Here is a 13,122-nt window from a genome sequence, read left to right as displayed (position 1 = left end):
ATATTCAAGGAGGTACGTTTTGAGTAACGATCCTGTAGTATTAAAAAGTAATAAATATGGCTTATCGTTACAGCTTGATGCCACAATTCCTTTTGAAGATTTGGTGAGAGCCATCTGCGAAAAATTTGCAAAGTCTGCGGATTTCTTCGGCGAGACTTCAATGATACTTGAGACCTTTGGTCGTGAAATCTCCAATGAAGAAGGTCTTGTGATTATTCAAGCAATAGAGCTTAACTCAAAAATAAAAATCATTCTTCTTAACGAGAATAACCAATATAAAGATACTCGTATGTTAGGAGAGATTGATAGATTCTACACAGACGAGATTTTCGAGAATGCCAAGATAATCAGAGGTAGTGTCATTAAACAGGATGAACTGACTTCTGATTCCAGTCTCATAATTCTTGGTGATGTAAAATCAAAAGCAAGTGTTAGAGCTAAGGGGAATATCATTGTATTAGGCAGCCTTGATGGTAGCTGCCACGCAGGATACCCAGATAATACTGGATGCTATATTGTAGCCGGTGAGCTTAATTCTAAAAGCATTCAAATAGGAACTGTAACTGGAGAGATTAAGCTTCAGGAAAAATGGTCACTTAGAGTAAGACGCTCAAAAGAAGAGCCAATTGGTATTTCCGTATGGAATCATGAGCTTTTGGCAGAACCGCTTAGCAGTGGATTATTAAAAAGGATAAAATAAATGTTTCACAATTATAGATTTAAAAATCTTGATATTAAATTAATATTAGCAGTCATTACCCTTACAATTATCGGTATATTTGTTATCGGTAGTGCCAATGAGTCAAACCAGCAAAAGCAGATTATAGGTATGATTCTTGGCGTCATTGTAATGGGTATAATGACTCTTATAGATTATGATTTTATTCTGCATTTCCATTGGATTTTTTATGGTTTTGTAATTGCCTTGCTTATTGCCGTTCTTTTATTTGGTGATGAAGCAGGCGGTGCTAAGAGATGGATAGAAGTAGGAGTTCGTTTCCAACCTTCCGAATTAGGTAAAATTCTTTTAATTTTATTTTTTTCATGGTTTTTAATGATTCATGAAGAAGACATAAATAAGCCTAAAATTCTTGGTTTAACCATACTTTTATCTGCTTTTCCGTTATTTTTAATAGAAAAAGAGCCAGATTTATCCACTACTATAGTCACAATGATGATAATTTGTGTTATGATGTTTGTAGTGGGATTAAGTTATAAAATTGTAGCAGTCGTTTTTGGTGTTACGGTCCCATCAATTATCATTCTCCTTTTACTGGTTGTGCAGGACGGTCAAACTATATTAAAAGAGTATCAGGGTGGTCGTATTCTCGCATGGCTTAAGCCTGAGAAATATCCTCAGGGTGCTTATCAGCAGCAGAATTCTATCATGGCGATTGGTTCAGGCCAGCTTTTAGGAAAAGGTCTTGGCAATGATTCATTCGATTCTGTTAAGAATGGTAATTACATTTCTGAACCACATACAGATTTTATCTTTGCTGTAGCGGGAGAAGAGTTAGGATTTGTTGGTTCGGCTTTAGTTATACTTTTGATATTCTTTATCACAATAGAAATTCTACTTATCGCAAAAAGAGCAAAGGATGTATCTGGAAAACTAATTTGTGTAGGTATGGCCACACTTATTGGTTTCCAAAGCTTTGTAAACATTTGCGTAGTCACCGGTTTGATGCCAAATACCGGTTTGCCTCTTCCTTTTGTAAGCTATGGTCTTACATCACTGGTTACAGTGTATTTCGGAATAGGTATTGTTTTAAATGTTGGCATCCAATCAAAAAATAATAACGGGAGGCTATTTTAAATGAACATTGGATTAGTAGCTCATGATTCCAAAAAGAAGCTTATGCAGAACTTTTGTATAGCTTACAGAGGAATTCTTAGCAAAAATGAAATTTTTGCCACAGGAACTACTGGCAGACTGGTAGAGGAGGTAACAAATCTTTCGGTTCATAAATATCTTGCTGGACATCTTGGTGGTACTCAGCAATTAGGCGCACAGATTGAACAGAATGAAATCGACTTGGTTATCTTCCTTAGAGATCCTCTTACTGTGAAATCCCATGAGCCTGATGTAAATAGTATTGTAAGGCTTTGTGATGCACATAACATTCCACTGGCCACAAATCTGGCAACAGCGGAGCTACTTATAAAGTCATTAGATAGAGGAGACCTTGAGTGGCGTGAGATGTATAAATAAATTAATTTCTTGTCTGCTTATAGCATCATTGTCTATTTCTTTATCTGCCTGTGGAAAAGAGCAGGAGGATGTAACAAGCTACAAGCTTTACGATTCATCATTTGAGTATGGTTTAACTCAGAATGGTGCTACATCTGATGTAGAATTATTTGCAAAGAATTTATGTGTAGCTAATTCAGATGATTTAGGAACTTCTGCTGTAGATTCACAAGTTGCTTCTGGAGCAGGAGCTTTTAATATAACCGATCAATCTACAGTATACGCCCAATCAATACACGAAAAGTTATATCCTGCGTCTACTACCAAAATACTTACAGCTTACATTGCTTGCATGTATGGAAATTTAGATGATTATTACACTGTTAGTGCTAATGCGGTTAAACAGGCAAGTGATTCCTCTGTTATTAATCTAAAAGAAGGGGATGTAATATCATTAAGAGATTTATTATATGGATTGATGCTACGCTCAGGAAATGATGCTGCTATAACAATAGCGGAAGGACTAAAGGGGGATACAGAGTCTTTTGCTGAACTTATGAATGAAACGGCAAAATCTCTTGGAGCTACAAATTCACATTTTATAACTCCTAATGGTTTACATGATGAGAATCATTACACAACTGTATATGACATGTATTTGATATTAAATGCAGCAATACAAAATTCAGACTTTTATGAAATATTCACAGCGACTACATACACTGCTAAATACACAAGCGGTGGTAATGCAAAAACAGTTGACTGGACCACTACAAATCAATATCAGTCTGGAAAAATAAAAAAGCCAGCTGGCTTCACTATTTTAGGTGGAAAAACTGGAACTACCGGTGCTGCAGGATACTGCTTGGTACTTTTATCAGAGAACGAAGAGAATGATAAAATCATCTCTATAGTGTTTAATGCTGATTGTAGAAGTAATTTGTATTTATTAATGAATGAGATACTCAGCAATTATTGTATATAATTTCTGAAATTTCAGACCGTTAAGTGCAATTATTCTATACATTTGTTCCCTTATAAGTATATTTTTTAAACAAATATAGTTTTTGTTATTTAGGTTTTCTACACTTTATGTTAGAATGTATATAACAAAAAAATAGTTGCTTTTGAACGCTTTAAAGCACTATAAATATATAACTATAAGGGAGGTATTTTGACATGGTGGAGATTATTTCAGGCGAGAAGGGCAAGGGCAAGACAAAGTATTTACTTGATAAGGTAAACAGTGACATCCAAAAAGTGGATGGTTCCATTGTTTACATTGACAAGAATACAAAGCATATGTATGAGCTCGATTCAAAGATTCGTTTGATTAACATGGGAGATTATCCAATCGATTCTTCTGATGAATTTTTAGGTTTCTTAAGTGGTGTTTTATCTCAGAACTCTGATATTCAAGAGGTCTTCTTAGACAGTTTCCTTACAGTATCAAATATTGACACAAATGAAGGTATTACAGATGCCCTTAATAAGCTTGATAAGATTTGCAACATGTTTGATGTTAAATTTGTTTTGTCAGTTAGTAGAAATGAAAAGGATTTACCTGAGAATGCTAAAGGCAAGATAGTTATATCTTTATAATATCAAAAATAATGGGGCACGGTGACGTGCCCTTTTAATATGTTTTAGGAGTATTTTATAAATACATGCGCAAAAAGAAAGATGAGAAGATAATTAAATATCCTAAACAATACCATATATCCATTGGCTTTGTTACTATCGGTGTAATGTTTATCTATATGGTATTTCATTTACTAACATATATTACTGAAGCTAATATCACTGTTTATGAGGTTTCTCAGGGTTCCATTTCTTCGAACTTAGAATATAATGCCTTAGCAATACGCCAAGAACAGATAATAAATGCAGATTCAAATGGTGATATTTTATATTTGGCAGAGAATTATACTAAAGTTGGTTCAAAATCTCAGGTATATGCGTTAGATTTATCAGGAGAAATCCTATCCTCATTAAAAAGTTCATCTCAAAGCATAGATGTAAGCCTTGATGAAGATGATTATCTAAAGCTTCAAAACAACATTTCAACTTATTCATTCGATTATTCCAATATCGCTTTCAATAAGCTATATTCATTTAAAAATGAATTAGAATCACAGGTACAGCAACTTTATACTGTATCTGCCATGGAGGCAATGAATGATTCTGTCCAATCAGCAATTGCCAGCGGTACTTTTAATATATATTCCAGTCCACAACCAGGACTTATCGTGTATTCTATCGATGGTCTTGAGGATTTAACTATTGATTCATTTATATCTGACTCTTTTGATATGTCAAAATATGCAGTTACGAATCTAAAATCACAGGAATCAATTGTAGCGGGCCAGCCAGTATATAAATTAATAACTTCAGATCACTGGAATCTTATTTGTGAAGTAGATAAAGATTTATATGACTCGTTGCAAGGCGAATCTTATATCAAAATTAAATTTCTTGAGGATGAGAATGAAACATGGACTTCCCTTTCGTTTAGTGAGAAAGCTGGGAAATATTATTTGATCCTTTCATTGGATGATTCCATGGATCGTTATGCAGAGAGCAGATATGTCCATATCAAGCTAATAAACAATAATATTTCTGGGCTAAAGATACCTAATTCTTCAATTGTTGAGAAATCATTCTATACCATACCTAAATCCTATGAGATGCGTGGTAGTAATGATGATGAGACAGGATTCCTTAGAAAGACTGAAGATTCAAGCGAATATGTCAGTCCAACCATTTATTATGAAGCAGATGATTATTATTATGTAGATAATGAAGTTTTATCAAGAGGCGATACTCTTTGTAAACCAAATTCAAATGAAACCTATGTTGTTGGATCAGATATGGGTAAGTTAAAGGGTGTATATAACGTTAACAAAGGCTATGCTGTTTTTAAACAAATTGAAATATTGTACCAGAATAATGATTACTCAATAATAAAAACAGGTACCAATTATGGTATATCCATGTATGACCATATAGTATTACAGGGTAATGAGGTTGAGGAAAATTCAATCATAAATTAATATATCGAGGTGTTAAAATGAGAGTGGATGAATTAAAAGAGAATTTAACTAATGTAGAAAAGCGCGTGGCAGATGCATGTGAAAGAGCTGGCAGAAATCGTGATGATGTTACACTTATTGCCGTAAGTAAAACAAAGCCTGTAGAGGATTTACAGGTAATATATGATTGCGGCATTAGAAGCTTTGGGGAAAACAAGGTTCAGGAGCTTACAAGTAAGATTCCTGAAATGCCTAATGACATCGAATGGCATCTCATTGGTCATCTCCAGAGAAATAAGGTTAAATATATTGTAGATCAGGTAAAACTAATCCATTCTGTAGATAGTTACAGACTTGCAGAAGAAATTAACATTCAAGCTAAAAAGAAGGGTGTAGTAGTACCTATCCTTATTGAAGTAAACGCTGCAAACGAAGCAACAAAGTTTGGTGTTAAATTAGAAGAAACAGCCCAGTTATGTGAGGAAATTGCGCATCTAGATGCTGTTCATATAATGGGTTTAATGACAATAGCACCAAATGTTGTGGTTCCTGAAGAAAATAGGGCGATTTTTCACAAAATAAAGGATTTATCGGTTGACATCGCTAGTAAAAACATCGATAATGTAGATATGAGAATTTTATCTATGGGAATGACTAATGATTTTGAAGTTGCCATAGAAGAAGGTGCAACCCATGTTCGCGTGGGCACAGCAATTTTTGGAGAGAGAAATTATAATATCTAAAATAGGAGTAATGTTATGTTTGAAAGAATGCTTGATGCAATGCATCTTAGTGATGACTATGATGACTATGAGGACGAAGAACTTTACGAAGAAGAAGAGAAAGAGTCTTTCTTCAACAAGTTTTCAAAAAAAGATGATGAGGAAAAGCGTCCAGTTTTGAACAAGCCTTCTGACAAGGAGACTAGAGCTTCTAAACCAGCGCCAAAGATTACACCAATGAGAAACAAAGGGAAAGGAGCTGTTATGGAGGTTTGTGTTATTAAGCCATCTTCATTTGAAGATGCACGTGAGATTTCAGAAACACTTTTAGCTGATCGTACAGTCCTTCTTAACATGAAGGGATTAGATTTAGGAGTTGCACAGCGTATTATAGATTTCACTTGCGGAACCTGCTACGCTATTGATGGTAATTTACAGCGTATTGAAGATTATATCTTCATTATCACACCTGCAGGAGTTGAGCTATCTGGTGATTTAGCAGGAATCGTTGATGCCTTTGACTTTACAGGGATTCAGACAGGATTTTAAATTTTAGCACCAGAGATTATCTGGTGCTTTTTTTATACCAACGAAGGAGACTAGAATTATATGGAATGCTTAAATGTTAAATACGAGAATAAACCTTGCTACAACATTCATTTTCGTCCTGATTTTACTGATTTCGCAACAGTATTTAAATCAGATTTAAACAAACAATACGATAATATTTGTATTGTTTCTGATTCTAATGTTGCTAATCTTTATTTAGCAGAACTAGTAGAAATATGTAAGACCTTAAGTGATAATGTATGTTCCTTTAGTTTTGAAGCAGGAGAAGCATCTAAAAACCTTAATACAGTAAGTCTTCTTTACGAACACCTTATAATGAAAAAATTTACCCGAAGCTCTCTGCTTATTGCATTAGGTGGAGGAGTTGTAGGCGATTTGACAGGTTTCGCTGCAGCAACATTTCTTCGCGGCATCGATTTCATCCAGGTTCCTACCACTTTATTATCTCAAGTAGATAGTTCTGTAGGAGGAAAAACAGGTGTTGACTTTAATCAATATAAAAATATGGTTGGTGCATTCAAAATGCCTAAAATGGTCTACATGAATATTGGCACACTGAATACACTGGATGATGATAATTTTGCCTGCGGTATGGGCGAAGTTATAAAGCATGGGCTTATAGCTGACAAAGACTTTTATCAATGGCTAAAGGATAACAAAGATAAAATTGAAGCCAAAGATTATGATGCTCTTGCTTATATGGTTAAGAAAAATTGCGACATAAAAAGACATGTAGTAGAAATCGATCCAACTGAAAAAGGAATTAGAGCATATCTTAATTTTGGCCATACTTTAGGCCATGCCATAGAAAAGCTTTGTAATTTTTCTTTAGGTCATGGTCAATGTGTTGGCATTGGTATGGTATGTGCATCTTACCTATCAATGAAACTTGGACATATCACCGAGGACGAACATAAGGATATAATCAACAGCTTAAAGCTTTACAATATTCCAGTTAATGTAAGCGGACTTGCTGCATCAGATATTTTGGCAGCCTCTAAGTCCGACAAAAAAATGACTGGTACAAAAATCAAATTTACAATTTTAAAGGCTATTGGGGAAGCAGCTTCATGTTTAGATTTCACAGATGAGGACTTGCTTGAAGCAATAGATCAGGTGTTAGTTTAATGTTTTATAAAGTAAAAAAAATCACATCCATTATTTATAGCGTTATTTTGATTGTCATGTTTATATTACTTGATCAGTATACAAAATCTCTTGCTGTAAACCATTTAGTTGAAGGTGATATTATTCTTATTCCAGGTGTTTTACAGCTCCATTATCTGGAAAATACTGGAGCAGCTTTTTCTCTTTTAGAAGGAAAACAGCTTTTATTTGCAATAATAACTCCAATATTATTAGTCTTTTTAGCTTTTGTATTAATTAGATTGCCACAGAACAAGAAGTATACACTTTTAAACTATATAATAATATTTGTTATTGCAGGTGCCATTGGAAATTATATTGATCGCATAACCAATAACTATGTAGTTGATTTTATATATTTTTCATTGATTAATTTCCCAGTATTTAACATTGCTGACATTTATGTTACCTGCAGTGTTATCGCTTTATTTCTTGTTATATTATTCTATTACAAGGACGAAGATTTAGAGGAGATTAAGCAACGCTTATTATTTAAATAATATGGATGAAATCACAATCATAATTGAAGAACCATCAGAAGAAAATATTCGTATAGATAAATATCTTGCCGAAAATCTTCCTGAAAAATCACGAAGCTATTATCAAAAAGCAATTGATAATGGCTTTGTTTTAGTGAATGGAAAACCGGTTAAATCTAAATACCAGACAAAACTTGGCGATGAAATCATCGTGAGCATTGAACCTGTAAAAGAAATAGATATCCTTCCTGAGGATATCCCTATTGAAATTTTATATGAGGATACTGATGTAATCGTCGTAAATAAACCAAAAGGAATGGTGGTTCACCCAGCTCCTGGACATTACTCAGGAACACTTGTAAATGCACTTATGTATCATTGCAAGAATTCCTTGTCTGGTATTAATGGTGAAATCAGACCAGGTATTGTCCATAGAATTGATATGAATACCACCGGCTCACTGTTAATCTGTAAGAACGACAAGGCTCATAATGACATTGCCGCTCAAATAAAAGTTCATTCTGTTAATAGAATATATAAAGGAATTGTCATTGGAAATTTTAAAGAAGAAGATGGCACTGTAAACGCTCCTATTGGCCGAAATCCAAAAGATAGGAAAAAGATGGCGGTAGTAAATAATGGGAGAGAAGCAATCACTCATTTCACCGTTTTAGAGCAGTTTAAAGGATATTCCTATGTACAGTTTAAGTTAGAAACAGGCCGTACACATCAAATCCGTGTTCATATGGCACATATTGGCCATCCACTTTTAGGTGACGATGTATACGGAAAGCCTGTTAAAGGTTTAGAAGGACAAACACTCCACGCACAGACCTTAGGATTCATTCAGCCTACCACAGGCGAATACGTGGAAGTAAATGCTCCTTTACCTACATATTTTGAAGATTTATTAGCAAAATATCGTAAAATGACCTAATTATCTTTTCTTCTAAAATCCACAGCATTACGCGCCTGACGCTTGTGTTCATCCTCTATGGCAGCGTAATAATCGATAGTAGTATTTATGTTCTCGTGACCTAAAACATCAGCTACAAGGCGAATATCGCCTGTTTCGCGATAGAGAGCAGTACCATAAGTACTACGAAGCTTATGTGGTGTAATTTTCTTGTTAGGAACTACCATTTTAGCGTATTTCTTAACAAGATTTTCTATTGCATCTACACTTATTCTTCTGCCTTGTAATGAATAGAAGAGTGCAGTCTCATGACCATCTATTGGATTAATATATTCACGTTCCCCATTGACATAATCCTGTAAAACCTGAGAAACTTCATCATTGAAGTAGATTATATCCTGTCCGCCACCCTTACGAACGATTGTTAAAGAATTAACATTAAAATCAACATCGTTTAAATCCAAGCCATTACATTCACTGACACGAATTCCAGTATTTAACATAAGTGTTAATATGGCTAAATCACGGCATCGAGTCTTTTGATTGTATTTTCTTTGTCTTTCAGATGTAAAGGCATTTCCGTTGTCTATAGCGTCTAAAATGGCCTGAACCTCATAATTGTTCATACGGATAATATTTTTATCCTTTTTAATTTTGGGCAATTCTACAAGCTGTGTTGGATCATTTTTAACGTATTCACGAACCATAAGATACTTATACATGCCTCTTAATGGAGATAATTTACGCGCAATAGCCTTTTTACCGTTTTCATGTTGTTCACCTACAGTATTAAGTTCAAGGTAACGTTTGTATTCCTCAATATCATCTGGAGTGATTTTATCTAAGAGCTCATAATCAATTTTTTTGATGTCTTTACCTGTAATAGTAGGGTTTTGATCCTCTAAAAATCGAAAAAATGTAAGTAGATCATAACAATATGAAATAAGAGAACTAGGTTGAGCATTTTGTTCTTTAGATTTAATATAATCCTGAGCTGGCTTTGGAAGCTGAGATTCAAGATCACGTAATTTTAATTTTTGATTTTTTGATTTATCCTTATAGAAAGCAGAGTCTTTTCCCATAATAAAAATTCTCCCAAACTTTGATTTTAAAAGCATTTAGCCCTATCGTCACTTTTAGAACTAAATGCAAACTTTTGAATAAAGCTTGATTTTCTAAGAGTTACTGCAAATTATGCAGTAGCTCTTTTTTATTTAGTTCGCTTGACATCCCTAATTATATGTGATTTTTAAAGCTCTGTCATTAAAAAACGACATGCCAAAAAGGCCTTTAACACAAGGTTTCCAGGACTTAATGCTAAATGCCAACGTATTTACAAATATTGCATTAAGTTCTGCAAATCGATGTGTGTTATACTTTACGTGATGATTTTACTTATTATCAAATGGTTTCCTCATCAGATAAGGCTTTAAAATCACGTCATCTGGCAGGATGCGTTCCGATTTCATAGCCTTAAGAAAATTATCTCCAAGCATAAGCTTAGCTAAATCGTATGGCGATACGCTATTTAAGCTTGCTCTTGGATAATTATTGATGTGGTTCATCAGAAGATGAATGTCGGACTGGGAGAGGTCATTAAAGCTTCTTCCTTTCGGCAAAACCTGTCTAATGTATTCATGATTTCGCTCCAGCATTCCCTTTTGCCAAGAACAATAAGGATCACAATAAAAGAGTTTTGTTTTGATTTCTCCATATCTGTCACATTCAATTGCAAGAGGATTGCTGAATTCCGTGCCTCTATCTGTTAGTATTACCTGAAATAATCGCTGAAACTCCTCAATTCCAATAGATTCGCAGATATCATTAAGTGCTTCAATAACTGCTTCTTGAGTATGTTCTTTTAAAAGGACCGCTATCATAAACGTAGATTTCCTATGAAGCATAGTCAGTAAACTATATCCACCATTTATACCGATTACAGTATCAAGCTCCCATATATTCACGTCAGGATATTTTTTGATGAACTCCTGGAAGTCTTTGTAGGTTCTTCTTATAGCAAATTCTTGAAGACTTTGGGCACGTTTATCATGCTTGTATCTAGGCTTAAAACGTACTTTCCTTGGCATATCAAGGTTTCTTGCTGTGAAATAACAGCGATCAACATACTGATATAATGAACTTTCAGAAACGGGGATTTCATCTTTATGATTGTTAATTATGTTTTTCAAAGATTGACCTTGTAAGAGAAGAGGAGAGACGAGGTTATCAAGCTTTTCCATTTCTTCACTGGACAGCGTAATACCTTCTCTTGATTCCTTTAGTTTGTCCTCATAAACTATTTGAGCTCTTCGTGCATTGTATTTAAATTTTGGGGAATGAGCTCCTTGCCGGCATGGATTCTCAGAGCATCCATTGCAGACAAATGGCGATTTTTTCAATTTAGGGCAGATGTATGGAGTGTAGTTATAACAATGATTAGCATTACAATATTCCTCGCAGTCATTACAGCGCATACGAAAACACTTCCGAGTACCATTACAAAGGTTTTCTACTGGACAAGCCCTTTCATACTTGAAATCGCAATGTTCCTTTTGTGCAGTATGAAAAATGTAGCGATTTCGCTTAATTTCTCTTACAACGGAAGAGTCAGGTCTATCTAATCTTTCAGCTATTTTATGTACAGAAACTCCTTTATTTAATTGTTCTTCAATAACAATTCTTTCTTCAAAAGTAAGATGTTTATTTTTCATTTTGATTACCTCCAGAAATCGGTAATCGACTTGCAGAACAGCTACATTATATTGTATTATGTGTATTATTTCCAAGAGTAAATGCAAGAAAATATATAAATTACACTAGTTTGCGTTTATTATTAAAAATAATTAATAATTAATAGAAAATCGAGATTTGACGAGTTGAAGTATGAATATCACATTGGAAAAAAGAACTGCTGATTCTGTAAAAACTTATTTTGAAAAGGCAAACAGACCGGAAATCAAGCAGGTATTACCTCAAAAGGCAAAAACAGTTGAAGAGGCATTAGCCGATTACGAACAAACTTTACTGCCAGATGCACAAAGCTTCGGCCAAACGGTGTATGTTGATGGTAAATATGTAGGTGATGTTTGGTGCTATTGTATTGATATGGATGATGAACCAAATTGCATGCTCAGTTTTTGCATTTTTGAACTTGAATACTGGAATAAGGGCATAGCTACTACAGCAGTAAAAAAATTTATTCAGAGTATTTGCGCTTTGTACCATGTCAAAACTATTGGCGCCTTTACCTTTGCTCATAATCAGGCTTCCATTAAAGTATTGGAAAAGAATGGTTTTGTCGTTATGGAAGAATTTGAAGATGATGGCATGTTGTCACAATATCTGCAATTGGAGTGCTGATAAATTCTAGTTTACTGAAATCTATTTTTAAAATGATAATCCAGAGGTAAGTGCAAAGCTCCTGAAAAGCTTGCATTAACTTCTGGATTTTTGCATTAAATATTAGAAGTTTGCATTTACATTAAAAATTTACGGCATAAATCGAAAAATGAGCTAAAAGAGGGTGGTTTTATTTAATATCATTCTATCGGATAAATATCTGTTTAAACGATAGATATTGCAATTTAAAACGAAAATACTTATAATATACATATAGCGTAACTTTTTTTTGTAAATGCAAAATTCCAATACTTAATGCAAATTTTCAGAGGTAAAAGCAAAATATATTGTTCTATTGCATTTAGTACTAGAAATAATAGTTATAAATAAAGGAGCTGTATAGCTCCTTATAATATATTTATTTAGCTAGAGACAAACTTGAAGTTGTTAGTTTTTCATTTGCCTCATCTAACTGATAGAAATGCAGTCTACTTCTTTTTTATGTACTCATGAACTTGCCAAAACAAGCTCAGCGCACCCTCTATATCATGTGTCTCCCAATAAGCTTTTTGATTTTCAAACATCCCTTTCCATGGAAATGATTCCGGTGCGTCGAAATAATAATTCTCCGTCAACGCCAGTTCACATTCATAGCTGTTTTGACCGGGATAAGAAGTTTTGTTATCATAATCAGCTATTGCTTCCTTGACACCCCGATAGATTAGTG

Annotated in this window: 15 protein-coding genes; 12 read left to right on the top strand and 3 right to left on the bottom strand. The window is 34.2% G+C overall.

The features are described from left to right. Positions 1–19 precede the first annotated feature (19 nt). From BUA88_RS11110 to BUA88_RS11060, 11 genes are all read left to right on the top strand, one after another. The gene (locus tag BUA88_RS11110; RefSeq protein WP_072917944.1) at positions 20–700 is read left to right on the top strand and encodes a septum site-determining protein MinC; all 681 of its coding nucleotides are present in this window, start codon (positions 20–22) and stop codon (positions 698–700) included. Next, entirely contained in the window at positions 701–1,816 is a 1,116-nt protein-coding gene (locus BUA88_RS11105) for an FtsW/RodA/SpoVE family cell cycle protein (protein ID WP_072917943.1), read from the top strand. It abuts the gene before it with no gap. Further along, a complete protein-coding gene (locus BUA88_RS11100) occupies positions 1,817–2,212 on the top strand; it encodes a methylglyoxal synthase (RefSeq protein WP_072917942.1) in 396 nt (131 codons plus the stop codon). Next, a complete protein-coding gene (locus tag BUA88_RS11095; RefSeq protein ID WP_242939611.1) occupies positions 2,196–3,176 on the top strand; it encodes a D-alanyl-D-alanine carboxypeptidase family protein in 981 nt (326 codons plus the stop codon). The genes BUA88_RS11100 and BUA88_RS11095 overlap by 17 nt, the downstream gene beginning before the upstream one ends. A 194-nt stretch (positions 3,177–3,370) precedes the next feature. Then, positions 3,371–3,793, top strand: coding sequence for a twitching motility protein PilT (locus BUA88_RS11090; protein WP_072917941.1), 423 nt, complete (start codon positions 3,371–3,373; stop codon positions 3,791–3,793). 65 nt (positions 3,794–3,858) lie between these two features. Further along, positions 3,859–5,244, top strand: coding sequence for a biotin/lipoyl attachment domain-containing protein (locus BUA88_RS11085; protein WP_072917940.1), 1,386 nt, complete (start codon positions 3,859–3,861; stop codon positions 5,242–5,244). Between the two features lie 17 nt (positions 5,245–5,261). Continuing rightward, a complete protein-coding gene (locus BUA88_RS11080; RefSeq protein WP_072917938.1) occupies positions 5,262–5,966 on the top strand; it encodes a YggS family pyridoxal phosphate-dependent enzyme in 705 nt (234 codons plus the stop codon). Between the two features lie 15 nt (positions 5,967–5,981). After that, positions 5,982–6,494 (top strand): cell division protein SepF, encoded by a 513-nt coding sequence (locus BUA88_RS11075; protein WP_072917935.1) that lies wholly within the window; start codon positions 5,982–5,984, stop codon positions 6,492–6,494. A 60-nt stretch (positions 6,495–6,554) separates the two neighbouring features. After that, positions 6,555–7,643: a 3-dehydroquinate synthase gene (gene aroB, locus BUA88_RS11070; RefSeq protein ID WP_072917931.1), complete on the top strand. Its 1,089-nt coding sequence runs from the start codon at positions 6,555–6,557 to the stop codon at positions 7,641–7,643. After that, the gene (lspA, locus tag BUA88_RS11065) at positions 7,643–8,161 is read left to right on the top strand and encodes a signal peptidase II (RefSeq protein ID WP_072917928.1); all 519 of its coding nucleotides are present in this window, start codon (positions 7,643–7,645) and stop codon (positions 8,159–8,161) included. The genes aroB and lspA overlap by 1 nt, the downstream gene beginning before the upstream one ends. A gap of 1 nt (position 8,162) precedes the next feature. Continuing rightward, the gene (locus BUA88_RS11060; protein WP_072917925.1) at positions 8,163–9,077 is read left to right on the top strand and encodes an RluA family pseudouridine synthase; all 915 of its coding nucleotides are present in this window, start codon (positions 8,163–8,165) and stop codon (positions 9,075–9,077) included. Here the strand turns inward: BUA88_RS11060 and BUA88_RS11055 are convergent. Both BUA88_RS11055 and BUA88_RS11050 read right to left on the bottom strand, forming a co-directional pair. Beyond that, positions 9,074–10,138, bottom strand: a complete 1,065-nt coding sequence (locus BUA88_RS11055; RefSeq protein WP_072917922.1) for a tyrosine-type recombinase/integrase — start codon at positions 10,136–10,138, stop codon at positions 9,074–9,076. The genes BUA88_RS11060 and BUA88_RS11055 overlap by 4 nt on opposite strands. A 309-nt stretch (positions 10,139–10,447) precedes the next feature. After that, entirely contained in the window at positions 10,448–11,767 is a 1,320-nt protein-coding gene (locus BUA88_RS11050; RefSeq protein ID WP_072917919.1) for an IS30 family transposase, read from the bottom strand. A 172-nt stretch (positions 11,768–11,939) separates the two neighbouring features. On the opposite strand from BUA88_RS11050, the gene BUA88_RS11045 reads away from it, so the two are divergent. Beyond that, entirely contained in the window at positions 11,940–12,416 is a 477-nt protein-coding gene (locus tag BUA88_RS11045) for a GNAT family N-acetyltransferase (protein WP_072917915.1), read from the top strand. 467 nt (positions 12,417–12,883) lie between these two features. Here the strand turns inward: BUA88_RS11045 and BUA88_RS16390 are convergent. Continuing rightward, the coding region (locus BUA88_RS16390) for a hypothetical protein (RefSeq protein ID WP_207649572.1) at positions 12,884–13,122 on the bottom strand (239 nt) is incomplete at its 5' end.

Source organism: Pseudobutyrivibrio xylanivorans DSM 14809, from assembly GCF_900141825.1.
In the GTDB taxonomy this organism is placed as follows: Bacteria; Bacillota; Clostridia; order Lachnospirales; family Lachnospiraceae; genus Pseudobutyrivibrio; species Pseudobutyrivibrio xylanivorans.
Note: the sequence above shows the minus strand (reverse complement) of the source record. Positions and strands in the feature narration are given on the sequence as shown.

Coding starts and splice junctions, on each gene's coding strand:
- BUA88_RS11105 (WP_072917943.1), top strand. CDS start 701: ATGTTTCACAATTATAGATTTAAAAATCTTGATATTAAATTAATATTA.
- BUA88_RS11100 (WP_072917942.1), top strand. CDS start 1,817: ATGAACATTGGATTAGTAGCTCATGATTCCAAAAAGAAGCTTATGCAG.
- BUA88_RS11090 (WP_072917941.1), top strand. CDS start 3,371: ATGGTGGAGATTATTTCAGGCGAGAAGGGCAAGGGCAAGACAAAGTAT.
- BUA88_RS11085 (WP_072917940.1), top strand. CDS start 3,859: ATGCGCAAAAAGAAAGATGAGAAGATAATTAAATATCCTAAACAATAC.
- BUA88_RS11080 (WP_072917938.1), top strand. CDS start 5,262: ATGAGAGTGGATGAATTAAAAGAGAATTTAACTAATGTAGAAAAGCGC.
- BUA88_RS11075 (WP_072917935.1), top strand. CDS start 5,982: ATGTTTGAAAGAATGCTTGATGCAATGCATCTTAGTGATGACTATGAT.
- aroB (WP_072917931.1), top strand. CDS start 6,555: ATGGAATGCTTAAATGTTAAATACGAGAATAAACCTTGCTACAACATT.
- lspA (WP_072917928.1), top strand. CDS start 7,643: ATGTTTTATAAAGTAAAAAAAATCACATCCATTATTTATAGCGTTATT.
- BUA88_RS11060 (WP_072917925.1), top strand. CDS start 8,163: ATGGATGAAATCACAATCATAATTGAAGAACCATCAGAAGAAAATATT.
- BUA88_RS11055 (WP_072917922.1), bottom strand. CDS start 10,138: ATGGGAAAAGACTCTGCTTTCTATAAGGATAAATCAAAAAATCAAAAA.
- BUA88_RS11050 (WP_072917919.1), bottom strand. CDS start 11,767: ATGAAAAATAAACATCTTACTTTTGAAGAAAGAATTGTTATTGAAGAA.
- BUA88_RS11045 (WP_072917915.1), top strand. CDS start 11,940: ATGAATATCACATTGGAAAAAAGAACTGCTGATTCTGTAAAAACTTAT.